The following is a 22,676-nucleotide window of genomic DNA, read 5'->3' as shown; positions in this document are numbered from 1 at the left end:
TTCCGGGCGTTTAATCCTTAAGTTTTGCTGCCAGTCCGGCAACGTGTTCACCCTGAAAACGGGCGATGATCAATTCTTCTTCCGTAGGCTGACGTGAGCCATCTCCTCCTGCCAGCGTGGTTGCGCCATAAGGCGTGCCGCCCCGCACCTGAGAAATGTCAAACATCTCTTTCGTGCCGTAGCCGATCGGAACGATAACCATGCCGTGATGGGCGAGGGTGGTCCAGACGGAGGTAATGGTTTGCTCCTGGCCGCCGCCTGTACCCGTTGAGGCAAAGACGCTGGCGATTTTGCCGTACAGCGCGCCGGATGCCCACAGGCCGCCTGTGCGGTCCCAAAACGTACGCATCTGACCGGACATATTACCGAAACGGGTAGGTGTGCCGACAATAATGGCGTCGTATTGCGGCAATATCTCAGGCGTGGCTTCAGGCGCGGACTGTTGCGTTTTACCGCCAACGTCTGCAAAGCGGTCAGCGTCCATAGTCTCAGGAATGCGCATCACGTCTACCTGCGCACCCGGTACCTTGCGGGCGCCCTCTGCCACGGCGTTAGCCATGGTTTCAACATGTCCATACATTGAATAGTACAGCACCAGAATCTTGGCCATTGGTCTCTCCGGGGGTTATTCAACACACCCAAAAGTATAGAAGAGCTTTGAACAACTGCTGGCACGCACTCGGCCTAACGGCTTAAAAAACGCTGAAAATGGGGTTTTGTTGGGGTTAATATTCTAATTCCAGGGCGATTCTTAGCGTTTGCTCTGTTTCTAAATGTAAATTTCTGCCTGAAAGCCCTGAAAGCCCTGAAAGCCCTGAAAGCCCTGAAAGCCCTGAAAGCCTGAAAGTTATTTAATTCGGGGGGTTGCAACATGTCGTCGCGCATCCTTCCTGGAATATGACTCATCAAAGCCTGTCCGTTTATAAAGGCGGCGCAATGAAAGATGCTACGGCGTGCAACAGAAGCGGTAAGACATGATGCCGCGCCTGACCGGATTCATCTCGTGCGGAAAGGTAAAGTGGCCCATTACCGATGGCGGCAGCGCGTTTTATTCGTCTTCAGGGTCAGCGCGTCGGCGAGTGACATTGCATTACCCGGCATCGCCGATCACAATAGCGCCTGAATCAATCAGGCAGGTGAACTATGTCGACTACGACGCGCAGACTGACCGTGCGTATAACGCGTCAGGAATGGGTACTTATTTTCATTACGATGATCTGGGGCGGGACGTTTTTAGTGGTACATCGGGCGATGCAGCACTCAGGCCCGTTTTTCTTTGTTGGGTTGCGGTTTGCCACTGCGGCCATCCTGCTGGCGCTCTTTTTTCGCCGTTACATTGCCGCAATCAGCTGGACTGAAATAAAGGCGGGAACGCTTATCGGCCTGACCATTGCCGCGGGTTACGGTCTGCAGACATGGGGAATGCAGACCATCTCCAGCAGCCAGTCGGCCTTTCTGACCGCCTTATATGTTCCGGTTGTGCCGCTTTTACAATGGCTGTTCCTACGGCGTCCACCTCCGTTAATGGCATGGCTGGGTATCTTACTGGCGTTTTGCGGCTTAATACTGGTTGCGGGGCCGCAGGACGGAAGGGTGGTGCTCAATCAGGGTGAGATTGCCACGCTGATCAGTACCCTGGCGATTGCGGGCGAAATTATTCTTATCAGCCGATTTGCCGGTCATGTTGATGTTCGTCGTGTGACCTTTATACAGCTTACCGTCGCTTCACTCTGTGCCTTCTGCTTTATGCTTCCCAACGGGGAAACGTTGCCTGCCCTGTCGACGCCGTTATTGCTCAGCGCATTAGGTCTGGGTGCCGCCAGTGCGCTTATCCAGGTGACGATGAACTGGGCACAACGCAGCGTGTCGCCCACGCGGGCAACGGTTATTTACGCCGGAGAGCCGGTATGGGCGGGCGTGGTCGGGCGCATCGCCGGCGAACGTTTGCCGGCAGCCGCGATACTCGGTGGCGCTTTTATCGTCTGCGGCGTGATTATCAGTGAACTGCGTCTGAAGCGCCGCAAAGCGATACCCTCAGCCTCTTCGCGGGACGAATGAAGGTCAAAAGGATGACGCGAAGGCGCGAGTCGGTTATTGCGCCTGTTCTGAGAGAGATGTTGTCGTTGTGCGTGTTACTGACATTACCGCAGCGTTTAAACCTTCACTGTTATCACGTGGCAAATTCATGAGCTTGCTGTGATACACAGTGTCAGGCGAGGGGAACCCTATGAAAAAGGAACAATCAGTGCCCACGCGCCGCTCAGTGGCCGTCGCTGCCAAACGGGCGGCTATTCTGGAGGCCGCGCTAAGCTTTTTTTCCCAGTTTGGCATCCACGGTACGCGGCTGGAAAAAGTCGCTGACCGCGCCGGTGTCTCTAAAACGAATTTGCTGTACTACTATCCTTCCAAAGAAGCGCTCTATATTGCCGTGTTGAAAGAGATCCTGGATGTCTGGCTGGCGCCCCTGCGTGCACTGAGCCACGATCAGGATCCTTTGAGAGCCATTCGGCACTATATCCGCCTAAAACTTGAAGTCTCCCGGGACCATCCGCAGGCATCAAGGCTGTTTTGCCTGGAAATGCTCCAGGGGGCGCCCCTGTTGAAAGGTGAACTGGCGGGGGATTTAAAACAACTTATGGATGATAAAACAGCGATTATACAGCGCTGGATAGCCGAAGGACGGCTGGCGGGTATTAAGCCCCAACACCTGATTTTTATGCTCTGGGCAACCACGCAGCACTACGCCGATTTTGCCAGTCAGGTTGAAGCCATTACGGGAAACAGGCTCACTAATCCGCTGTTTTTTGAAGAAACGGTAGAGAACGTTCAGCGCATTATTATTGAAGGTATTCGGGTGCGTTAAAAGAACAAGGCCATACTGAATACAGGAATAAACACTGGAGCGGGCTGATGGATTCTGTTTCACAATGCGTACTGGGCGCGTCAGTAACCCTGGCGGTGATGGGCCGCCGTGTTCCGGCCTGGCAGGCCGCCATTATCGGCGCGGCCTGTGGAACGTTGCCGGATCTTGATGTCTTTCTCGATCACGGTGATGCTATCCGCAATATGACGCTGCACCGAACCGAAAGCCATGCGCTGCTTTATCTGACGCTGCTTTCCCCCTTAGTGGCCTGGCTGGTTGCACGGCTTTGTCGTGCCGGGCCAGCATGGACGGCCTGGTGGCCCGCCATCTGGCTGGCGCTGATCACCCATCCTCTTCTCGATCTGATGACGGTATATGGCACGCAACTGGGATTACCGCTTACCGATCATCCTTACGCGATCGGCAGCATATATATTGTCGATCCGCTTTATACCTTACCGCTGCTCGTTGGCTTAGCGGTGGCGTTGTGGCGTCGCAGCGATCGGGGATTGCGCTGGAACCGCGCGGGACTGGCATTGAGCTCGGCCTATCTCGTCTGGAGCGTGCTGATTCAGCAGGTCGCGGACGGGCAGATCAAACAGTCACTTGAACAGCAGGGCATTGCAACAAACAAGGTGCTGGTCACGCCCACGGCGCTAAATACCCTTGTCTGGCGTAGCGTCATTATCACGCCCGATCGTTATGGGGAAGCTTACTGGTCTTTGCTGTCGCCGCGGCGTCCCGTTACGGTGACCTGGCGGCCCCGTCATCCTGAATTATTTGCGTCATTCAAGGGGAACTGGTTTGCAGAGCGCATTGCCTGGTTCAGCCACGGCTTTTATGCCATGAGTGAGCGCGATGGACAGGTCACCATCGCCGATTTGCGTATGGGCGACGATGACCGCTACACCTTCACCTTTGGTTTGGGAACGGCACAGCGTCCGGATGCCTGGCCGCAGCGCCTCCCGTCCGCCGGGCGCACGTTGAAGCGCACGTTCAGCCATATTGCTGAGCAGTTATAAAAAAAGCCCGACTTTTGTCGGGCTTTCTTCATGCTGGGGGTTAACGGCGCGTGCGTTTACGCAGCTGCCAGCCGATGGCCAGCAGGATAAACCATAATGGCGTCACCATTAATGCCTGACGTGTATCCTCCTGTAGCGTGAGCAGGACGAGGATAAACACGAAGAAGGCCATACAAACCCAACACATGAATTTACCCAACGGCATTTTAAAGTTAGATGCCGCATGGCGTTCCGGAAATTTTTTGCGATAGGCCAGATAGCTGCACAGGATGATGGTCCAGACGAACATAAACAGAATGGCCGAAACCGTGGTGACCAGAGTAAAGACGGTCATCACATCCGGAATCAGGTAAATCAGCGCTACGCCGCACAGCAAACAGAAGCAGGAGAAGAACAGGCCGGTCGTGGGAACGGCGCGCGCAGATAACCGCCCAAAAGCCCGGCTGGCAACGCCCTGCTGTGATAAGCCATACAGCATGCGACTGGTCGAGAAAATGCCGCTGTTAGCCGATGAGGCGGCAGATGTTAATACCACGAAGTTCACGATACTTGCCGCCGCCGGAAGACCAATTAAAACAAACATCTCAACGAACGGACTGCGATCGGCCATCACTTCTGTCCAGGGCGTGACAGACATGATTACCATCAGGGCCAGGACATAAAACATAATGACGCGCAAGGGAATCGCGTTAATGGCGCGCGGTAAGACCTTGTGCGGATCCTGTGTTTCGGCGGCGGCCGTACCGACCAGCTCAATGCCGACAAAGGCAAACACAGCGATCTGAAACCCGGCAAAAAATCCGCTCAGTCCTTTGGGAAACATACCGCCGTGATCCCAGATATTACTCAGGGCTGCGGTACCGCCACCGGGAGAAGGATAGTGGAGTGAAACCAACACGATTCCGGTCACAATTAAGGCGACAATCGCCACAATTTTGATGATGGCGAACCAGAATTCCATCTCACCGAACATCTTCACCGTGGCGATATTCAACGCCAAAAAGACAAAGACGCACAACAGCGCACTCATCCAGATGGAGAACCCCGGAAACCAGAGCTGGAAGTAGGCGCTGATAGCCACCACGTCGGCGATACCGGTGACCACCCAACAGAACCAGTATGTCCAACCGGTGAAGTAGCCCGCCCACGGCCCAAGTAAGTCGGCCGCAAAATCGCTAAAGGATTTGTATTCCAGATTCGACAGCAGCAATTCGCCCATTGCGCGCATGACGAAAAACAGCATAAAGCCGATGATCATATAGACGAAAATGATGGACGGGCCGGCCAGACTAATGGTTTTTCCCGAGCCCATAAACAGACCCGTTCCGATAGCGCCGCCGATAGCGATGAGCTGGATATGCCGGTTATGCAGATTGCGCCGCAATGTGTCTGAGCCTTGCGGGCTCTGCGTGTGGTGAGAGTGATCAACCATGAAATTGTCTTTCCTGTCTTGATGTTGTGTCAGCTCTGATGGCTGTTGAGGATGACTGAGTGTCTGAAGCAATTTGGCATAAGATAGAGGAAGTAAGGATAAAAACGGTAATCATTTTTTAACAATATCAGACAACATACTCATCAAAAGAGCATTTTTGCTTCCAGCAGGCGGTTTTTACGTCAGATTAGGTAATATTTCATCACCTTGTGTTATCTCCGGGGCAGACAACGCACGGCGCTTCTACACTTCCTCATTATTGGTTGTTTCACATCAGAGGCATTATGCGCACGCTTGTCCTGCTTATTATCGTGACCGGGCTGGGGTGGATGAGTTTGCCCTGGCTGAAACAGCACTTACCCCCGCAGTTTAATCCGTTCACGCCTCTGTCGGTGACCGATCCGCCAGGCTGGATGACGCGGCTGAAAATCAAGCGTCTGCAAAATGATCCTGCCGCCTGTCTTGACGTCATGCGTCGGGCAGAGCAGGCGGGACAGGTGAGTTTCAGCCAGCAACCAGCCATCGCCGGCCAGTGTCCGCTGGCTGAGCCGCTGAGAGTGCAAAAAATGGGCGCAGTATCACTCAGCAGCAGCTTTCTGGCCAGCTGTCCCATGGCCGTTGCGGCCACCCTGTATGTGGTTCACAGCAGTCAGCAGATTCTTCAGCAGTCGGGCACCCGGCTGGTGGGCATTGAGCATGTTGGCAGTTATGCCTGTCGTAATATCTATCACCGAACTCAGGGGCGACTAAGCGAACATGCCACTGCTGACGCCTGGGATATAACGGCCTATCGTCTGGCCAATGGTCAGCGGCTGGTGGTCAGTCAACACTGGCAGCAACCTGAAGAGAAAGCGCTATTACTTCACGGATTGTGGCGAACAGGTTGTCACTTTTTTGGTAATGCGCTTGGGCCGGATTATAATACTGCGCATGCAACACATTTTCATTTTGGCATGCGTGGGGCAGGTTATTGCAGATAGTAACAGGACAGCGCTGAGGGTAATTACGGGGTTTTTATTTCTTATTATTCAGCATAAAAAATATGCGACTATTTCGGTTTTTCAGGCTTCGCTTTTTTTATTAACGTTATATCCGGGTATGCAACCTTTTTTATGTGTGGCGTTGTGCCTTGCAGCGAATAGATGTTATTTAATGCATGTGGGATAATGAATTCTGAGGTCGTTGCTGTGTTTTAATTTTATTAACATCCCGATATTTTATTGTGATATTTTTTTCTTATTAAGTACGCTATTGATTGTTTTTTACAGGCTGTATTTTTACCCCGCTCAGACAATATGTTAAGTTAATTCATGTCTGATATTTTATCCTGGGGCAACAATATGAACAGCTTCTTTCTTATCAGGGAAAAGACATTCTCTTTGCGTCACGCGTTTCACTTAAGGTCGTGCATCACGCTTGAGCAGAGCCAAAAGAGTAGGGCGCCAGGCGCGGTAAGGGACGCGTTTTCGGCAGAGATCATGTTACCCGGAGGTTTGAATAACGCCACATTTGATGTCAGCGATACTGCAGCATGTTCTTTTTTAGGCTTTGCCTTGAACGTTTAATCAGCAATGATGATGCATAAAAGGTGTACATTGACCCGTTGCGGGTATCAAATGGGTCATCCAGGAAAATAATAAGTTGCGGACCGCAACTTCTTTAGTATTATTTTTCAATGCTGGCTGCGTTTAAAGATTGAAAAAATATAAGAAAAATCCTATTATTCTGCCCATCACGCGTTGCCTGAATTGCCAGCAGCATTCTTTTATCCCTGGTTTTGGCATTTTGCCCGTAACGGGTCCTGAAAACCAAATGAAAATAAAGCTTTTTTTGATGTGCTGACACAGGGTAAATTCATTTCTGATGCAAAGATATCAAGCACGTAGTGGAAGTTGAGGCAATATGACAAGTGAAGATTATTTTTCCTGGCGGACTGAGACTGAAAATCATTTTCAGGCACTGGCGACGACCCAACAATTAAAGGGGCTCCTGCAGGATTATATCCAGTCACTGGGTTTCGATTATTTCGCTTTTTTTATCCAGCACCGCGTTCCTTTTACCCGACCACGTGTTTATTTACATGACACTTATCCTAAATTATGGATTAAACGTTATAAAGAGCAGAATTATTATGCGATCGATCCCGTGTTGCAGCTTTGCCTGCGCTCAGGAAAAGGGGTTGAGTGGACGCCTGAGCTGTTTAGCTCGGCAAAAGAAATGTGGCAGGATGCGTGTAATTTTGGGCTCCTGAGCGGATTTTCGTGTTCTGCAATGGCATCAAATCGCGCCGTTGGTATATTATCTATAGGATCAAAGCGTCCCTTTATTACTGGCAGCCGGCGAGTTGAGCTCGAGGTAAAGCTGCATTTTTTGGCTGAGCAAAGCCTGTCCTTACTCGAACGCCTGAATGATGAAGCACTGATGCTCCAGGGAAATGATTTTAGTCAGCGTGAGCTCGAAATTTTGAGATGGACTGCTGAAGGCAAAACGTCACAAGAAATTTCACTTATTTTGTCGATTTCTGAGCACACCGTAAATTTTTACCAAAAAAATATGAAAAAACGTTTTAATGTTTCTAATAAAACTCAAATTGCATGCTACGCCGCAGCAATTGGACTGATTTAAATGAAAAGCAACTGCCAACTTTAGTAGTTCCCTCGTTGAGGTCACTTGTCTACCCTGCGCTAGTGCGCTCCTGGGCAGGCGCGAAGAAATCATTGCAAACATGGGGATGTCAGAGGCGCATGATGAAAATAGTTCAAACGCAGTTAAAGGATATGCCATCTTCCTTGCTTGCCGAGCTTGGCAGTTACCGTTATAGCGTGTTTGCACGGGGTGAAGGTTGGTCGATTCCGCCGCGTCTGAGCACGCCTGGGCAAGAGTACGATCGTTTTGATCGCTCTGATGTAACCTGGTTGATCGCATGGAGTGTACGCAATGGTATCAGTGGCTGTGCGCGATTAATGCCCTGGACTGAACCCGAGCAAACGGAAGGTATCGTTTTACCGTTCAACCACGAAAAAGTCTGGGAAATGTCGCGTTTCTCAGCGCGGCTGGAGGTCGATCCTGAGTTGCCACTTACGATTCTCTGGCATGCTGTTCAACTGGCCGAAATTAACGGTATTGAATTTATTATCAGCTCGGCCACGCCGATGCTGGAAAAGATGTTCGAGCAGCATCAGGTCGTCTATCAGCCCTTAACGCCCGGACTGATTCAGTCGGAAGATAACCTGTTTGCCATCCGTATTCCTGTCAGCCAGCCAGCACTGGCAGAAAAATACCGTGGTGCACGTCGCTTCAGCCCGGAGGAGGTTCTGCCTTCGTTGGGCGTCTCGGTTAACTGGCACCCGCACGGTTGAGTTTATGCCCCCGGTGACGGGGGCATCTTCGCGTTACTGACGATAAGCCGCTTTGATTTGCTTGATCGTGTTGCTGAACACTTCCGCCTGCGGCATGTCGCCCAGGGTTTTGACGTAGCGTTCCATGTTAATGATCACTTTGCCCGCATCGGCCTGGCCCATTCCTTTCAGAATCAGTGTGATCATCATCTTCAGGCAAGCCACTTCATCAGATAATTTTTGCGTTTCCTGCGAGGTCGCGAAATCTTCATCGCTCATGAATTTCTCCTTGGTGGTTAACGTCGTCTCTTATTCGGTACGCACAGCAATCCGAGAGTATATCACAGGGGATTACGCTTGCTGAGTGCATCACGACAGCAGGCGTTCCCGCCTGACTTTGTTCAGTTAAATTTATTAATCACGTGCAGGAATGGTCAGGTCAAAAAAACAGACAGCAATGTCAGGAAGATGATTAATTGAGACGTTATGTTTTTTTTAACTTCATGAAAAGACTATTTTTTTAAAAATCCCATTGCAGTAGCTGTTTTTTGGGATGCGCTTTCCAATAACCCAGGATTTGCATTGATATAAATCATTGAAAGCTCTCCTTCCACGACTTTGTATATGTGCTTTTAATGCAAAAACGGGTATGATTGCCGCTTGCAATCGTTAAATGCTACCTCTTATTAGCTGCGGAGTGCTTCGCGTTGATCACTGTCCTTCTTGTCGATGACCATGAACTGGTACGTGCCGGTATCCGCCGTATTCTCGAAGATATTAAAGGTCTGGTGATCGCTGGCGAAGCCTGTTGTGGTGAAGATGCCGTTAAGTGGTGCCGTGCTAATCAGGTTGATGTCATTTTAATGGATATGAACATGCCGGGCATCGGCGGGCTGGAGGCGACGCGAAAAATCGTGCGCTACAACCCTGATATCAAAATCATCATGCTGACTATCCATACTGAAAATCCCCTGCCGGCAAAAGTCATGCAGGCTGGTGCCGCAGGTTATCTCAGTAAGGGCGCAGCGCCACAGGAAGTGGTAAACGCGATTCGCTCGGTCAACGCCGGGCAGCGCTACATTGCATCGGACATCGCTCAACAAATGGCGCTTAGCCAGATTGAGCCACAAAAAGCCGAATCTCCCTTCAGCTGTTTGTCGGAAAGGGAATTGCAGATTATGCTGATGATCACCAAGGGGCAAAAGGTGACGGAAATTTCCGAGCAGCTTAATCTCAGTCCTAAAACCGTTAACAGCTACCGTTACCGGATGTTCAGCAAACTGAATATCAGTGGCGATGTAGAGTTAACGCATCTGGCCATCAGACATGGCCTGTATAATGCGGAGCCGTTAATAAGTAGTGAGTGACCTCTTTAATCCCAAAATCTTTCTGAGTACGGTCACCAGTGAACCCGGCGTATACCGGATGTATGACGCTTCCGGAACGGTTATCTATGTCGGCAAAGCCAAAGATCTGAAAAAGCGGCTTACGAGCTATTTTCGTACGAACGTTGGCAGCCGAAAAACCGAAGCGCTGGTGAGTAACATCCATCACATCGATGTCACCGTAACCCATACTGAAACCGAAGCGTTGTTGCTTGAGCACAATTACATCAAGCTTTATCAACCGCGCTACAACGTTCTGTTGCGCGACGATAAATCCTACCCCTACATTTTTCTCAGCAGCGATGTTCATCCTCGCCTGGCGATGCATCGGGGCGCGAAACACGCGAAAGGCGAATATTTCGGCCCGTTCCCCAATGGCTACGCGGTACGAGAAACGCTGGCGCTGCTGCAAAAAGTGTTTCCCATCCGTCAATGCGAGAACAGCGTGTATCGCAACCGTACGCGCCCCTGCCTGCAATACCAGATTGGCCGCTGCCTGGGTCCCTGTGTTGCCGGGCTGGTGAGTGAGGAAGAGTACGCACAGCAAACGGATTACGTGCGGCTTTTTCTGGCGGGTAAGGATGATCAGGTGCTGAATTTACTGGTCCGCCGTATGGAAGATGCAAGCCATGCCCTGCGGTTTGAAGAAGCGGCACGCCTGCGCGACCAGATCCAGGCCGTCAGGCGCGTCACCGAAAAACAGTTTGTGTCTAATCAGGGCGACGACCTGGATGTGATTGGCGTGGCCTACGATGCCGGTATGGCCTGTTTACACGTGCTGTTTATTCGTCAGGGTAAAGTGTTGGGAAGCCGAAGCTATTTTCCAAAGGTGCCCGCCGATACCGATCTGGCGGAAGTCGTGCAAACCTTTGTGGGGCAGTTTTATTTGCAGGGTAGCGAAATGCGGACGCTGCCCGGTGAAATTTTGCTGGATTTCACCTTACCTGAGCGCGAACTGCTGTCTGAGTCGCTGACCGAATTAGCCGGGCGTCGGGTGAATATTCAAAGTAAACCTCGTGGTGATCGCGCGCGCTATCTCAAACTGGCACGAACCAATGCCGGTTCGGCATTAAAAACCCGTCTGTCTCAGCACTCGACCATTCATCAGCGTCTCACTGCGCTAGCCGAGTTTCTGGAGTTGGATAAAATCACCCGGATGGAGTGTTTTGATATCAGCCATACCATGGGAGAGCAGACCATCGCATCCTGTGTCGTGTTCGATCAAAACGGTCCCCTCCGTGCCGATTATCGCCGCTATAACATTGCCGGCATCACGCCTGGTGATGATTATGCAGCGATGAATCAGGTGCTGCGTCGCCGTTATGGAAAAGCGATTGAGGAAGAGAAGATCCCCGATGTCATTTTGATCGACGGCGGTAAAGGCCAACTGGCTCAGGCAAAGCAGGTTTTTGCCGAACTGGACGTGAGCTGGGATAAATCACGTCCCATTTTACTGGGCGTGGCAAAAGGCACCGATCGCAAAGCCGGTCTTGAAACGCTGTTTTTCGAGGCGGAGGGCGAGGGGATTTCCCTGTCGCCTGATGCACCAGCGCTGCACGTGATTCAGCATATTCGTGATGATGCTCACAATCATGCTATTTCAGGGCACCGTAAAAAGCGGGCCAAAGTGAAAAATACCAGTGCTCTGGAAAGCATTGAAGGTGTGGGGCCAAAACGACGCCAGCAGTTGCTTAAGTACATGGGGGGCCTGCAACCGCTGATGAATGCATCGGTGGAAGAGATCGCGAATGTCCCTGGCATATCCCATGCTTTGGCGGAAAAAATCTACTACTCGTTGAAACACTAGCATTGAAACAGGGTGGGCAATGTAGGAACATACGTTAAACACCACCCAATCCAGACAGTTACCAGCATATGCAATTTAACATTCCGACCTGTCTTACCCTGTTTCGCGTCGTTCTTATTCCGTTCTTTGTGCTGGCTTTCTATCTGCCGTTCCACTGGGCGCCATTTGTTACCGCGTTGATCTTTGTTGTGGCAGCCGTAACCGACTGGTTCGACGGCTTTCTGGCGCGTCGCTGGAAGCAGACAACCCGCTTTGGCGCTTTCCTCGATCCTGTTGCCGATAAAGTCATGGTGGCAATTGCCCTGGTATTGGTTGCGGAGTACTTTCATGCCTGGTGGATCACGCTGCCAGCCGCAACGATGATTGCACGAGAAATTATTATCTCCGCGCTGCGCGAATGGATGGCTGAAATCGGCAAACGCAGCAGCGTTGCCGTTTCCTGGATTGGTAAGGTAAAAACAACGGCACAGATGTTCTCACTTTTTGCCTTGTTGTGGCGTCCGGACAGCATGGTTGTCGGCGTGGGTGTCGTTGCGTTATACATTGCGGCAGTGCTGACTTTCTGGTCGATGTTTCAGTATCTGAGCGCGGCGCGCGGGGATCTGCTCGAACCGTGATCGATACGATTTAAAAAGCAGCAAACGGACGCATTGTGGGGATAATTTTATTGACTCATCGCGTCATCTCAGTAGAATGCATCGCATCGAACGGCAGCACAGCTGCAGAAGCTAAGAAAAATCAGTAAGTTCGATGAAGTGCATTAAATATCGAGCCCTTCAGCAGGCAGTGAACTGAACGGTAAGATGATGCGGGAATAGCTCAGTTGGTAGAGCACGACCTTGCCAAGGTCGGGGTCGCGAGTTCGAGTCTCGTTTCCCGCTCCAAATTAGCAGGCCAGGATAACCTGGCAGCAGACAAGTTTAAGGCGCGTTGGCAGAGTGGCTATGCAGCGGATTGCAAATCCGTGTACCTCGGTTCGACTCCGGGACGCGCCTCCAGTTATACCTCGCCCGGGTGGTGAAATCGGTAGACACAAGGGATTTAAAATCCCTCGATCGCAAGGTCGTGCGGGTTCAAGTCCCGCCCCGGGCACCATATTGAAATACCAATAAAATCAAGCAGTAGCAATGTCGTTTAAGCCGCCTCTCTGGGCGGTTTTTTGTTTTTATTTCTGCTTTTCAGAATATGGCTTCAGAATATGAAGTGCTTCCAGCTCAGCCCCAACCACCGGAACCACAGCGATTTTCATGTCATATCGTGCCGTCTGTTCGACATTCTTGTGACCCGAAATCGCCCGCTTCTCGTAAATATCAACATTCAAATCTGAAACCCCTTTTGCCTTTAAATCATGAAACGTAAAGTTGAAATCAATGTCAGGGAATTTATCCTTTGCTTCCTGCTTCAGCTTTCTCCATCTGGCATTAAAACCATCTCTTGTATAACCGGCACCGGAAGGCTGGTGGATGATAAAAATACTACTCATTCCTTTATTCAGTGGTAATGACTCAGCAAGGGCAATGACAGAACGGAGCCTTTCGCTCCAGCCCTTTATCTGAGCTACTGAAGTTTTGCTTTGCTTGATCAATATTCCTTGCTCAACAAGCTGAGTTTTCTTCATTGAGAGAACGTCAGCCTGCCGCGCCAGACACAAATAGGCCAGCTCCATGGCTATCTTCTCAACGGGCGAAGCGAGGCTATACAAGGCTGCATACTCCTCGTGCGTAACATAACGGTCGCGTGACTTCTCTTTGTACTGTTTGACCCCTTTAGTAGGATTTCCCTTCACCAACCCACGCTCATATCCCCAACGATAAACACGTGAAATAAACGCCTTCTCCCGGTTAGCCTGAACACGGCTTTTCAAGCCGCGCTTGTCCATGTATTTTCGGATGTGTTCCGGTTTTATGGAGTCAGGGGGCATCTTCCCAAAGACGGCCAAAACTTTAACCGAGTATTTTCGGTAGTCTTTCTGCGTTTCTTTGGCTAATTCGAAAAAATCTGGAGAATTAAAAAAGGATTCTGCAAGGCCTTCGAATGCATCTTCACGCTTACGTTCGTTAATTAGTGCTTCGTATGCTATCCAGACCTGAGCCTTCGTACTGTCTATGTCGCAAAGCCGGACTGTGCCGCCGTTTTTAGGCTTGAATTCGTAAGCAGAATGGCCCCAATAAACGCGGAGCGGTAACCAGCGATCTGATTAACCCGATACCGGACTCCGCTACAGTTGATGCTGTAAAAGCTTACATTGAGCCGCTGGCACCGGTTGCCGGTGCTGATATTTATGTTTTTGCACCCAAAGCTCACGCGGTTAATTTTCAAATACGTCTTAATCCGGACACAGCAGCGATACGTCATGCCGTTGAAGCAGAGCTCAGATCGATGATGCTTCGTGACGGTGGCCCAGAAGGAGTACTCAAGCCATCCCGTATCAGTGAGGCAATCAGTATTGCGGCAGGGGAATACAGCCACACGCTCGTTAGTCCTGCTGCTGATATTACGATTGGCAAAGGCGAAGTGGGTATTGTGGGGAATATTTCATGGACTTAACCGCCCAGTACAGGCAGATGCTCGCTGCACTGCTGCCGCGCGGTCCGGCCTGGGATAACGACGATTTATTACTGGCCGGGCTGGCCCCGTCACTTCACGCCGCGCACGGTCGTGCCGATGCACTGATGCTAGAGGCGGACCCGAGATCGGTTACCGAACTGATTGACCGCTACGAACAGATAAGCGGGTTGCCCGACAGTTGCGCACCGGCAGGCATACAGACTCTTCAGCAGCGCCGCCAGCGGCTTGATGCGAAGATCAATCTTGCTGGTGGAATTAATCTGGCATTTTACCAGGCACAGCTCAATGCGCTCGGGTACTCCGGGTCCACGATTACCCGCTACAACAAGAGTCAGTTCAGCTGCATTTTAAACTGCAATGATTCGCTTTACACCGACGGGTGGCGTTATTACTGGCAGGTGAATATGCCTGCCGCCACGCAAATTACTTCCATGACTGCGATAAGTAACTGCTCTGAAAGCCTCAGAAGCTGGGGAGAGACAACAGCGGAATGCGTGCTGGAAAAACTGGCACCTTCTCATACCTACGTTATTTTTAAATACCCGGAGTAAATATGCATCGTATTGACACCCCAACCGCTCAGGTTGATAAATTTGGCGCAGGTAAAAACGGTTTTACCATCGGAAACCCTCAGACAGGTGAGCTTCCCACAGCTTTGGACGCAGATTTCTTTGATGCTGTGCAGGAAGAACTTTGCGCACCGATCGAGGCGGCTGGGCTCGCTGTCGATAAATCGAAGAAGAATCAGTTGCTCGCTGCTTTGAAACTTCTTTTCCTACAGCCATCAAATGCATTCAGTGAGATCAAGTCTTTAGGCGCGGCTTCCCAGGCGAAAGCCGTTGAAAATCTCGGTGTAAGAAGCGTTTTAGCGGGTATCACTGGAAGTACCCGAAATCTGGCAATGAGCGTCACTTCAGCTTCTGCAACAGCGACAGTTACGGCTGACGAGATTATTGTTTCTACAACGCTCGGGGGGAGTCAGTACCGCCTCGGTACCTTCAGCAAGACCATCAACCTGGCGGCAACTGGCGCGGGCGGCATGGATACCGGCACAGTTCCTGCGAATGGATTTGTGGGTATTTATGCGATTTACAACCCAACCACAAACACATCGGCGCTGCTGGCAGTCACTGCATCTGCTCAGATTGGGGAAATTTATGGCGGAAATAACATGCCAGCCGGATATTCGGCTTCTGCGCTGTTGACAATCGTGCCAACGGCGAGCAGTCAGTTTAAAATAATTACTGTAGTAGGAAGAAGTGTTTATTTTGGAGCAAGCACAATCCTATCAACCTCTCTAACCTTACGCCAACCCAAATTTCAATTAGTTCAATTGCCCCACTTAACTCGAAGTTAATCGAGGGATTAATTGCACTCGGGAGCACATCTGCAGGTACTCTCTCTGTAACCTTAAACTCTTCAAATACGTCTCAAGGAATTAGGCAGTTTGGCGCTTACATACCAGCTCCGGCGGTGGTGTCCTCAGGTTACACTGGTATGCCAATCACAATACCTGGATATATTTATGTATCAACATCCAATGCCACATCTGGTACTGGTTCTTTTGTGATCTATTGCTCAGGGTTCACTATATGAAATATGTCCAAATTGAGGATGATAAAGTATTTACAGTCTTTTGATGCCCTCAAAACCCAGACGATTGGCCGGGATACGCTGAGTTTGATGACATCGACCCAAGATATGTAGCGTATATGAAGTGGTTTTACTCAGTTTTCCCGCCTCCATAAATAGATACGGGCGCTTTATGCGCCCGGCTATTACCTGTTTAAAATTCTTTTTATCAGGCTTCTGTTTTTTAGCCTGGATATTTCAGACTTCAATAAGTTCTGGGCGACAATCGCCTCTCGATATGCTTTTTTATGATGCTCAAGGTTTTCAATATTTGCCTGTAAATCTTTTTCAAGGTTATAAATGTCCATTGCATTATTTAAGTATGCATCAGGTCTATTTATCTTGGGCTCTCCAACCTTTGTGAGTTGCACATAAAACTCATCGAAACCTTCCTTAAATTCAGATACCTTTACATTCATTATGCCTAAGTAATTTAATTCATTTATCATTTCAGTAAAGCTATGCCCGGTAAATACAGAGCAGTGAGCATCAAAATATTGACCAGTAGAATGAGAGTTGAGGGTGAAGTTAAGCGCCTCTTCTTTAGAATAATGATTCTTATCCAATACCGTACCTGAGCCATCTTCTGTTGTAACATTTGACAGGAAGTCATAAAGCTGTCGTGAGTTTGGCCTTTTATCCTCATCTAGCCAGGCATGAATCCATTCTGACACCTCAGTAAGGTTCCTATTCCTATCAAAACATTTGTTTCTATCAGGTAAAGCCAGGGACAGTATGCCGCCCACGTTTAACACCGCAAAAACCTCAAGCATCCAACCAACCGGATCAGGAACATGCTCTAAAACATGAGACGCTATTGCCCATTCATAATTATTATTTGTGGGGGCGCACTCTTTAAGCTGTCGGCCAGGGGTCCAAACAAAATCTATTTCTACTATCTCTGGATGATCATAATGAGCATGCTTAGAAATATTATCTTGGGTCGTTGTGTAGTCGGTGTAATGTACATTATGTACTTTTTTATCAGTTGCGGGCCTGAATAGAGGCGATATCTCCAATCCTAGCTTTTCGGTTTGTAAGTTATCAAAAATCCACTTTTCCATCACTCTCATTTTCAAACCCCATCCCAGCCCAAAGGCATCAGTTAGACTCATAAAAGAAACTTAATAAAGATATCACTCAGCATGTGAAAAGTAGAAACAAAAAACGATGAATAAATCATTTTAAGTTGACTATTATAAAGCTATTAATAACTTTATTTACTATATAGGTTTTAAAAAATACCTTTATCCGCCAACACCTTTACAAATATCCCTTTCTGCGCACTTGATCGGTTTCACCGATTGATAATACTGTAATTATATACAGTTCAAGTTGGAGGGTAAAACAATGCCCCGCGACTATGAAATCATGATTGCCTTTCGTCAGGCCATTAAGCGCGACGGTGAAGGGCGCTACACACTCAACACACTCGACTTTGTACGTGAGCTTGAACGCCTTAACTGGCACTACACGCTTCGCGCCGCCAACAAGTGGATAGAAACGCACACAACAACCTTTAGGGATATCTCAACATCTGAGGGTGAGGACCGTCTGTTTCAGGTATTCAACCCCAATGGTGGCTTCTGATGTTCGCCCTGGTTGACGTTAATTCGTTTTATGCCAGTTGTGAGACAGTGTTCAGACCTGACCTGCGCGGAAAACCTGTCGTTGTTCTCAGCAACAACGACGGTTGCGTAATTGCCCGGTCTGCAGAAGCCAAGGCGTTGCAGATACCTATGGGGGCGCCATGCTTCAAACTTAAGAATGATTTCAGGCGGCATAACGTTCAGGTCTTCAGTTCAAATTACGCGCTTTATGCCGATATGAGTAATCGCGTCATGACGACCCTGGAGGAAATGGCCCCGGCAGTCGAAATATATTCAATTGATGAAGCTTTCATGTGCCTGGATGGCATGCAGCGTCTTACGTCACTTGATGATCTCGGGCGAAAGGTACGACCAGAATCAAACAAGAAACCCACCTCACTGTTGGCGTTGGTATAGCGCAGACAAAGACGCTTGCGAAGCTGGCTAACCATGCCGCTAAAAAGTGGAGTAAGACAGGCGGCGTTCTGGATTTGTCCAACATTTACCGGCAGAAAAAGTTGCTTGCCCTTGTTCCTGTGGAGGATGTCTGGGCCGTTGGGCGGCGCATCAGCAAAAAGCTTAATGCCATGGGTATCACCACGGCTAAAGACCTGGCCGAACAAAGTACGTATATCATCCGTAAACATTTTAACGTTGTGCTTGAGCGAACTGTCAGAGCGCTGCGTGGCGAGCCCTGCTTAGAGCTTGAAGAGTTCGCACCAACAAAACAGCAGATAGTGTGCTCACGTTCGTTTGGATCACGTATCACCGAATACATGGACATGCGTCAGGCCGTCTGTGCCTTTGCAGAACGGGCAGCGGAGAAGCTAAGGAAGGTAAGTCAGTGTTGCAAACAGATCGCTGTATTTGTCCGTACCAGCCCGCATGCAGAGGGTGAGGTGTTTTACGGCAATCAGGCCAACGGGAAATTGCTCACGCCTTCTAACGACACCCGCGACATTATCCGGGTGGCGATGGACGCACTGGATCAGATATGGCTCAACGGTCACCGCTATATGAAAGCAGGAGTAATGCTGGGCGATTTTTTCAGCCAGGGAGTGTCTCAGCTTAACCTGTTTGATGAGTACCGGCCACAGCCTAACAGCGAAGCTCTGATGCGTGTTGTGGATGGGCTTAACCAGAGTGGCAAAGCTAGTTTATTTTTTGCAGGTCAGGGTATTGAAAAGTCTTGGGCCATGAAGCGCGAGATCCTTTCACCTGCTTACACGACCCGTTTTGCAGACCTGCCAGTTGTGAAATGAGGGCGAGTTTTACCATCTTTTTACCATTGTTTTACCATCACAAATCGCAGGCAATCAAAAAGCAGCCATAACAGGCTGCTTTTTAAGAGTAATTTGGTCGGCACGAGAGGATTTGAAAAGTTAAACTAAGATTATGAATTTAAGAGTATTTAAAACTGATATATATGTTAAAGATGCCTATGCATATGCCTAAAACATGTGCTTATGAAAATTACTTACTTTTCCATTGTCGACGTAAGAGGGCTATGAAATCTTCGATATATAAAAGCTTATCTAAGGTAAATGCCTGTCTTCCAACATGAGCTGGGTTCAAGAAGACCGGAGCTTTATCTTGTCCCATTGAGAATGATGAATACATAGTATTGGGACTAGCCAGGTACTCAGCCTGAGTTTTCCATGAGGCTGAGGAGCCACCTGATATGCTTAGTGCAGGCACGAGATGAGTTAATCGTTGTGTAGGATCGATGTCAGAGTAGATCCATAAAGCATAATCTAAAGCTTTTGAGAGCTGCTCAGTTACCTGTTCTTCGATGATGGCGGGAAGGCCTCCTGAAGGTGAAGCCAAAGGTAATGAGATCAGTAGATCGCCATTAGAATGTAGCTTTACAAGATTCTTAAGATCCCGGTTTAGCGTCTGACATATACACAGCGCTCCATTTTCAAGCGATACATTTGTGCCAAATTGCTTGTCGAAGATAGCATGCCTGCCGAAAAGAGCTTCTTTTGATAACTTATCCTCAAGCTCTTTAGAGTCCATTTGAGCAGGACGGATAATGGTTGAATCAGGGCCGGCAGCAATTGAGATATCCAGATTGATTGCGCTTTGTGAAAAAGTTTGGTTACTGCGCGGCAGATTCTCAACTGCTCTAGTTTTAAGGCCCACAGGATCAAGAGGTGCTACTGCACGGGCAAGTACAAGGTCATGAATTGCTTTAAGAGCTTTAGCTTTTAGATCTTCAGCTGAAGAAAATTCCCCTCTAAAAAGGCCTTTTTCCCAAGTACTTACTTCCTTTATCAGTTTATCCTGTTCAGGTTCCGCTTCGCTGATTTTACTTTCGATGAAGATAATCAAGGGCTTGGTGTTACGAGCTTCGATGACTTCCTCGTGGGTTGCTGATAGGCCTGACTGTTGTATCGCTCCATATCGAGAGCCTAAAATCAAAATTACAGCGTCAGATTCACGAACACCGTTAAGACAAGTGATTTGTGGCGAATTTGCTCTAGCCCCAAAATCCTCTGCCATAAGTGGTTTATGCCCAAGAACACAAACGGCATCCTTGACAGCTTTTCTTTTATCTTCAAAACCCGATATCAACGAACTTATGAAAATATTCATATGAATTCTCAGCAGACAGGTTATTAATAAGTATAGGCATTAATCGTGAGTCGACCTTTATTACCAAATAGGAAAATTATGAAAAATTGGTCTGCTGAAGATACAAGAGCAGTTAAAGCTTGGCTGAACATAGAAAACTATAAAAGTTTTGAAGATACAACGCTCAATGCGCTATACCACGAGTTATGGGCAAGAGCCCTTCTTTTTAAGCCATGGCCGACTGAAGAGGAAAAGGTCGGTCTTGGTGGATACATGAGACAGATCTTCAATGGGAAGCCTTTCCTCTTCGAGCCCGAACAGCTTAACTACATGCAAGATGATCAAACTCTTCAAAGCGTTCCTCACGTCTTCATTACTGATATAACCAGACTTGCTCAACTTAGTGTAACTTGTCTCCGGGTCAATCTGTTCTCCTGGGAGCAAGGTAGTGACGAGTACTGCGTAAACCTTCCCCACCATGAAGCATATGTATCTACGGTTATGTCAGCGATATGTGAAAGCACCGTCCTTTTAGAAATCGACCTTGCCAGTGGTACAGACGATGAAATTGCAGAGTCTATCAAATCAGCTCTTCCGCAATGGAGACGCGTGAAGGGGATTGAAGCTGACGAGTCAAGAGCTGTGCGCTTCGGCTACGGCACAATTAAGAAGGTTATCTCTTATCGGCTCATAGCAATGCTCGACGTGCTTCTGTGGGCAAAAATGAATGACCTACGCCTTTCAGACGACAGGCTGTCGAGACTTTTGTACACAGACGAAGATGATGAGGCAGTTATTCGTCTGCACTACCATATCAAAGACGCAGACAGACCCCTTGCGATGAAAGCTGCGACCATAGATTTTATTAGGCAGTTCAACTTCTTCATAAATCGAAACCTACACCTGAAAAACATGAGGGTTTCGGAGGTTATGAAACTCTCGGATTCTAACTGACCTATCCTTCAGCGGTTCTGTTGTCTTGAGTCGCACTAACCCTCCTCTCCATATCTCCCTTACATTTGCTCTCGTCGAAACTGCACCGAGGAGAGCAACATGAAAACACAAAATACGAAACTAATGCGTTTACCTGCTGTGATTGAGAGGACTGGTTTTAGCCGTTCTTGGATCTACGAGTTGATCAATCAAAAGCAGTTTCCTCAACCTATCAAGATTGGCTCTCGTGCGGTGGCATTTATTGAGGGTGAAATTGATGAATGGATTGAAATGTTAATTTCTAAATCACGAAGCGAAACCTTTTAAGAGGGCTTTATTATGAAACTGAACGATTTTATCAGCACTAATAAATATTTCGCGGACATAAATAAACAAGCATTTGATGAAAAATTCGAACATGACGAAGTTGTAGCCATGTGTAATGATGAATTTTCTAAAAGCATTGCTTTCTGGTTGGGAGAATATCTCTCAGGGAATATAAAGGGGGCAGTATCTGCTATTTTTGAACTTGAGTTTAAAATACAGTACGCGGTCTTTTCAATATGGATGAATTTATTTAAACAGAAAACAGATGTTGAAAATTTGGCAAAAATGATCCTTTTATTTAAATCTGAACATGAATTTAAGAATTTTAAGTTCTAAGATTTTTTAAAAAAATCTTATTTGTATAGGGTTAATTTGGCAGTAACAGGAATGGAGCCATGTATCATATGCATGGCCCTTCATATATATGAGTTACAATCTGTCTGGCTTTTTTATGGTTTCTGATAGTGGTTCAATCTTCGAATCCAACACTTCCTGTTCATTTTTAATTCTTTGAGTTAAATGTTCGCTTCTAAGATCGGCAACACGTGATTGAATAGACATAAAGTTTTCGAATTGCGGTTCTCCGTCGAGAGTGAATTTCTGACCAAATCCATAGCTAATGAGTTGAGATATTGAATGTTTATCATCAAGATGATTATCGATTTTGTAGTCTGATAAATATTGGAAGAAATCAAGGAACTCACTTGCTGATAACTCTAGCAGATAGCGATCATAGAACTCGAAGGCAGATGATTCACTTAATTCTTGCAGGATCTCGTTTTCATTCTCAGGAAAATATATCCACATAATTTCTAAGTTATTTTTAATATCAATCATAGGTTCTCCCTGGTTTTTATTTATATATAACAAATGATAAAGTAAAAGCAAGTATTGACTAGTTAAATAGTTGTGTTATTAAAAATTAATGCCGTGAAAGTTGTCGATAAAAATGGAAAGAATTAAGAGATAGAATAGCTTAAATTTTGCAAAATTCTTTACGGAAATAAAGCGAAGTTAGTAGTATCAAACTGCGCAGAGTGTTTTTAAGTTATCAGGTAAATAGAAATAACCTTATATATACCTTATTAACATTTGGAAAGAATATTTAGCCTCTTCCTTTATTGACAGTTGTTAAGCGGTATATTAATAAAATATTTTTGCAAAAAAATTGTATGTCATTGTTTTTGAATATTTAACCTATAC

21 protein-coding genes, 3 tRNA genes and 3 pseudogenes are annotated in these 22,676 nt (G+C 47.9%); 20 read left to right on the top strand and 7 right to left on the bottom strand.

The window, feature by feature from the left end:
• Nucleotides 1-10 precede the first annotated feature (10 nt).
• Entirely contained in the window at nt 11-610 is a 600-nt protein-coding gene (gene wrbA / locus NXS97_RS05905) for an NAD(P)H:quinone oxidoreductase (protein WP_013025294.1), read from the bottom strand.
• 533 nt (nt 611-1,143) lie between these two features.
• Here wrbA and NXS97_RS05900 point away from each other — a divergent pair.
• The 3 genes from NXS97_RS05900 to NXS97_RS05890 all read left to right on the top strand — a co-directional run bounded on the left by NXS97_RS05900 (nt 1,144) and on the right by NXS97_RS05890 (nt 3,885).
• Nucleotides 1,144-2,058: a DMT family transporter gene (locus tag NXS97_RS05900; RefSeq protein ID WP_116219579.1), complete on the top strand. Its 915-nt coding sequence runs from the start codon at nt 1,144-1,146 to the stop codon at nt 2,056-2,058.
• Nucleotides 2,059-2,227: 169 nt separating this feature from the next.
• The gene (gene rutR, locus NXS97_RS05895; RefSeq protein WP_042677723.1) at nt 2,228-2,863 is read left to right on the top strand and encodes an HTH-type transcriptional regulator RutR; all 636 of its coding nucleotides are present in this window, start codon (nt 2,228-2,230) and stop codon (nt 2,861-2,863) included.
• A 47-nt stretch (nt 2,864-2,910) separates the two neighbouring features.
• The gene (locus tag NXS97_RS05890; protein ID WP_022623616.1) at nt 2,911-3,885 is read left to right on the top strand and encodes a metal-dependent hydrolase; all 975 of its coding nucleotides are present in this window, start codon (nt 2,911-2,913) and stop codon (nt 3,883-3,885) included.
• Between the two features lie 40 nt (nt 3,886-3,925).
• Here the strand turns inward: NXS97_RS05890 and cycA are convergent, their stop codons facing one another.
• Complete coding sequence (cycA, locus tag NXS97_RS05885) at nt 3,926-5,317, bottom strand: D-serine/D-alanine/glycine transporter (protein WP_013025298.1); 1,392 nt, start codon at nt 5,315-5,317, stop codon at nt 3,926-3,928.
• Between the two features lie 284 nt (nt 5,318-5,601).
• Between cycA and NXS97_RS05880 the strand changes: the two genes are divergently transcribed.
• The 3 genes from NXS97_RS05880 (at nt 5,602) to NXS97_RS05870 (ending at nt 8,676) form a co-directional block, all read left to right on the top strand.
• Complete coding sequence (locus tag NXS97_RS05880) at nt 5,602-6,297, top strand: extensin family protein (protein WP_022623615.1); 696 nt, start codon at nt 5,602-5,604, stop codon at nt 6,295-6,297.
• Nucleotides 6,298-7,219: 922 nt separating this feature from the next.
• Nucleotides 7,220-7,942 carry a transcriptional regulator SdiA gene (sdiA, locus tag NXS97_RS05875; protein ID WP_116219580.1) on the top strand — a complete coding sequence of 241 codons (723 nt, stop codon included), beginning with the start codon at nt 7,220-7,222 and terminating at the stop codon, nt 7,940-7,942.
• A gap of 122 nt (nt 7,943-8,064) precedes the next feature.
• On the top strand, nt 8,065-8,676 hold the full coding sequence (locus NXS97_RS05870) for an acyl-homoserine-lactone synthase (RefSeq protein ID WP_014606161.1): 612 nt from the start codon (nt 8,065-8,067) through the stop codon (nt 8,674-8,676).
• A 33-nt stretch (nt 8,677-8,709) separates the two neighbouring features.
• Here the strand turns inward: NXS97_RS05870 and NXS97_RS05865 are convergent, their stop codons facing one another.
• Nucleotides 8,710-8,934 carry a DUF2594 family protein gene (locus NXS97_RS05865; RefSeq protein ID WP_013025302.1) on the bottom strand — a complete coding sequence of 75 codons (225 nt, stop codon included), beginning with the start codon at nt 8,932-8,934 and terminating at the stop codon, nt 8,710-8,712.
• A gap of 428 nt (nt 8,935-9,362) precedes the next feature.
• Between NXS97_RS05865 and uvrY the strand changes: the two genes are divergently transcribed.
• The 6 genes from uvrY to NXS97_RS05835 all read left to right on the top strand — a co-directional run bounded on the left by uvrY (nt 9,363) and on the right by NXS97_RS05835 (nt 12,942).
• Entirely contained in the window at nt 9,363-10,022 is a 660-nt protein-coding gene (gene uvrY, locus NXS97_RS05860) for a UvrY/SirA/GacA family response regulator transcription factor (protein WP_013025303.1), read from the top strand.
• On the top strand, nt 10,015-11,847 hold the full coding sequence (uvrC, locus tag NXS97_RS05855; RefSeq protein ID WP_013025304.1) for an excinuclease ABC subunit UvrC: 1,833 nt from the start codon (nt 10,015-10,017) through the stop codon (nt 11,845-11,847). Before uvrY ends, uvrC begins: the two co-directional genes overlap by 8 nt.
• Before the next feature lie 68 nt (nt 11,848-11,915).
• A complete protein-coding gene (gene pgsA, locus NXS97_RS05850) occupies nt 11,916-12,464 on the top strand; it encodes a CDP-diacylglycerol--glycerol-3-phosphate 3-phosphatidyltransferase (RefSeq protein ID WP_006118776.1) in 549 nt (182 codons plus the stop codon).
• 191 nt (nt 12,465-12,655) lie between these two features.
• Nucleotides 12,656-12,731: transfer RNA gene (locus NXS97_RS05845), tRNA-Gly, on the top strand.
• A 40-nt stretch (nt 12,732-12,771) separates the two neighbouring features.
• Nucleotides 12,772-12,845: transfer RNA gene (locus NXS97_RS05840), tRNA-Cys, on the top strand.
• 10 nt (nt 12,846-12,855) lie between these two features.
• Nucleotides 12,856-12,942, top strand: a tRNA-Leu gene (locus NXS97_RS05835).
• Between the two features lie 70 nt (nt 12,943-13,012).
• Here NXS97_RS05835 and NXS97_RS05830 read toward each other — a convergent pair.
• Nucleotides 13,013-14,041 (bottom strand): annotated as a pseudogene (locus NXS97_RS05830) (tyrosine-type recombinase/integrase); the annotation flags it as partial.
• Between NXS97_RS05830 and NXS97_RS05825 the strand changes: the two are divergent.
• From NXS97_RS05825 to NXS97_RS05815, 3 genes and pseudogenes are all read left to right on the top strand, one after another.
• Nucleotides 14,035-14,394 (top strand): annotated as a pseudogene (locus NXS97_RS05825) (baseplate J/gp47 family protein); the annotation flags it as partial. The pseudogenes NXS97_RS05830 and NXS97_RS05825 overlap by 7 nt on opposite strands.
• Nucleotides 14,385-14,966 carry a YmfQ family protein gene (locus NXS97_RS05820; protein WP_116219582.1) on the top strand — a complete coding sequence of 194 codons (582 nt, stop codon included), beginning with the start codon at nt 14,385-14,387 and terminating at the stop codon, nt 14,964-14,966. The pseudogene NXS97_RS05825 and the gene NXS97_RS05820, both read left to right, overlap by 10 nt.
• A gap of 2 nt (nt 14,967-14,968) precedes the next feature.
• Complete coding sequence (locus tag NXS97_RS05815) at nt 14,969-15,772, top strand: hypothetical protein (RefSeq protein WP_116219583.1); 804 nt, start codon at nt 14,969-14,971, stop codon at nt 15,770-15,772.
• Between the two features lie 421 nt (nt 15,773-16,193).
• On the opposite strand, the gene NXS97_RS05810 is transcribed toward NXS97_RS05815, so the two are convergent.
• Nucleotides 16,194-17,120 (bottom strand): methyltransferase domain-containing protein, encoded by a 927-nt coding sequence (locus NXS97_RS05810; protein WP_210481222.1) that lies wholly within the window; start codon nt 17,118-17,120, stop codon nt 16,194-16,196.
• A 277-nt stretch (nt 17,121-17,397) separates the two neighbouring features.
• On the opposite strand from NXS97_RS05810, the gene NXS97_RS05805 reads away from it, so the two are divergent.
• Together NXS97_RS05805 and umuC are read left to right on the top strand one after the other, a co-directional pair.
• Nucleotides 17,398-17,637 (top strand): DNA polymerase V, encoded by a 240-nt coding sequence (locus NXS97_RS05805; RefSeq protein WP_116219585.1) that lies wholly within the window; start codon nt 17,398-17,400, stop codon nt 17,635-17,637.
• Nucleotides 17,637-18,898 (top strand): annotated as a pseudogene (gene umuC, locus NXS97_RS05800) (translesion error-prone DNA polymerase V subunit UmuC). The gene NXS97_RS05805 and the pseudogene umuC overlap by 1 nt, the downstream one beginning before the upstream one ends.
• A gap of 211 nt (nt 18,899-19,109) precedes the next feature.
• Here umuC and NXS97_RS05795 read toward each other — a convergent pair.
• Nucleotides 19,110-20,234, bottom strand: coding sequence for a DUF4062 domain-containing protein (locus tag NXS97_RS05795; protein ID WP_105078770.1), 1,125 nt, complete (start codon nt 20,232-20,234; stop codon nt 19,110-19,112).
• A gap of 78 nt (nt 20,235-20,312) precedes the next feature.
• Between NXS97_RS05795 and NXS97_RS05790 the strand changes: the two genes are divergently transcribed.
• The 3 genes from NXS97_RS05790 (at nt 20,313) to NXS97_RS05780 (ending at nt 21,809) form a co-directional block, all read left to right on the top strand.
• The gene (locus tag NXS97_RS05790) at nt 20,313-21,167 is read left to right on the top strand and encodes a DUF6387 family protein (protein WP_116219586.1); all 855 of its coding nucleotides are present in this window, start codon (nt 20,313-20,315) and stop codon (nt 21,165-21,167) included.
• 99 nt (nt 21,168-21,266) lie between these two features.
• Entirely contained in the window at nt 21,267-21,473 is a 207-nt protein-coding gene (locus NXS97_RS05785) for an AlpA family transcriptional regulator (protein ID WP_061062976.1), read from the top strand.
• A 12-nt stretch (nt 21,474-21,485) separates the two neighbouring features.
• On the top strand, nt 21,486-21,809 hold the full coding sequence (locus NXS97_RS05780; protein ID WP_116219587.1) for a hypothetical protein: 324 nt from the start codon (nt 21,486-21,488) through the stop codon (nt 21,807-21,809).
• Between the two features lie 93 nt (nt 21,810-21,902).
• Here the strand turns inward: NXS97_RS05780 and NXS97_RS05775 are convergent, their stop codons facing one another.
• The gene (locus tag NXS97_RS05775) at nt 21,903-22,310 is read right to left on the bottom strand and encodes a hypothetical protein (protein ID WP_116219588.1); all 408 of its coding nucleotides are present in this window, start codon (nt 22,308-22,310) and stop codon (nt 21,903-21,905) included.
• Between the last annotated feature and the right edge of the window lie 366 nt (nt 22,311-22,676).

It is taken from the genome of Pantoea sp. B623, from assembly GCF_024814475.1.
Classification (GTDB): Bacteria; Pseudomonadota; Gammaproteobacteria; order Enterobacterales; family Enterobacteriaceae; genus Pantoea; species Pantoea ananatis.
This window is presented reverse-complemented; position numbering and strand designations above follow the sequence as displayed.

Coding starts and splice junctions, on each gene's coding strand:
- wrbA (WP_013025294.1), bottom strand. CDS start 610: ATGGCCAAGATTCTGGTGCTGTACTATTCAATGTATGGACATGTTGAA.
- NXS97_RS05900 (WP_116219579.1), top strand. CDS start 1,144: ATGTCGACTACGACGCGCAGACTGACCGTGCGTATAACGCGTCAGGAA.
- rutR (WP_042677723.1), top strand. CDS start 2,228: ATGAAAAAGGAACAATCAGTGCCCACGCGCCGCTCAGTGGCCGTCGCT.
- NXS97_RS05890 (WP_022623616.1), top strand. CDS start 2,911: ATGGATTCTGTTTCACAATGCGTACTGGGCGCGTCAGTAACCCTGGCG.
- cycA (WP_013025298.1), bottom strand. CDS start 5,317: ATGGTTGATCACTCTCACCACACGCAGAGCCCGCAAGGCTCAGACACA.
- NXS97_RS05880 (WP_022623615.1), top strand. CDS start 5,602: ATGCGCACGCTTGTCCTGCTTATTATCGTGACCGGGCTGGGGTGGATG.
- sdiA (WP_116219580.1), top strand. CDS start 7,220: ATGACAAGTGAAGATTATTTTTCCTGGCGGACTGAGACTGAAAATCAT.
- NXS97_RS05870 (WP_014606161.1), top strand. CDS start 8,065: ATGAAAATAGTTCAAACGCAGTTAAAGGATATGCCATCTTCCTTGCTT.
- NXS97_RS05865 (WP_013025302.1), bottom strand. CDS start 8,934: ATGAGCGATGAAGATTTCGCGACCTCGCAGGAAACGCAAAAATTATCT.
- pgsA (WP_006118776.1), top strand. CDS start 11,916: ATGCAATTTAACATTCCGACCTGTCTTACCCTGTTTCGCGTCGTTCTT.
- NXS97_RS05820 (WP_116219582.1), top strand. CDS start 14,385: ATGGACTTAACCGCCCAGTACAGGCAGATGCTCGCTGCACTGCTGCCG.
- NXS97_RS05815 (WP_116219583.1), top strand. CDS start 14,969: ATGCATCGTATTGACACCCCAACCGCTCAGGTTGATAAATTTGGCGCA.
- NXS97_RS05810 (WP_210481222.1), bottom strand. CDS start 17,120: ATGAGAGTGATGGAAAAGTGGATTTTTGATAACTTACAAACCGAAAAG.
- NXS97_RS05805 (WP_116219585.1), top strand. CDS start 17,398: ATGCCCCGCGACTATGAAATCATGATTGCCTTTCGTCAGGCCATTAAG.
- NXS97_RS05795 (WP_105078770.1), bottom strand. CDS start 20,234: ATGAATATTTTCATAAGTTCGTTGATATCGGGTTTTGAAGATAAAAGA.
- NXS97_RS05790 (WP_116219586.1), top strand. CDS start 20,313: ATGAAAAATTGGTCTGCTGAAGATACAAGAGCAGTTAAAGCTTGGCTG.
- NXS97_RS05785 (WP_061062976.1), top strand. CDS start 21,267: ATGAAAACACAAAATACGAAACTAATGCGTTTACCTGCTGTGATTGAG.
- NXS97_RS05780 (WP_116219587.1), top strand. CDS start 21,486: ATGAAACTGAACGATTTTATCAGCACTAATAAATATTTCGCGGACATA.
- NXS97_RS05775 (WP_116219588.1), bottom strand. CDS start 22,310: ATGATTGATATTAAAAATAACTTAGAAATTATGTGGATATATTTTCCT.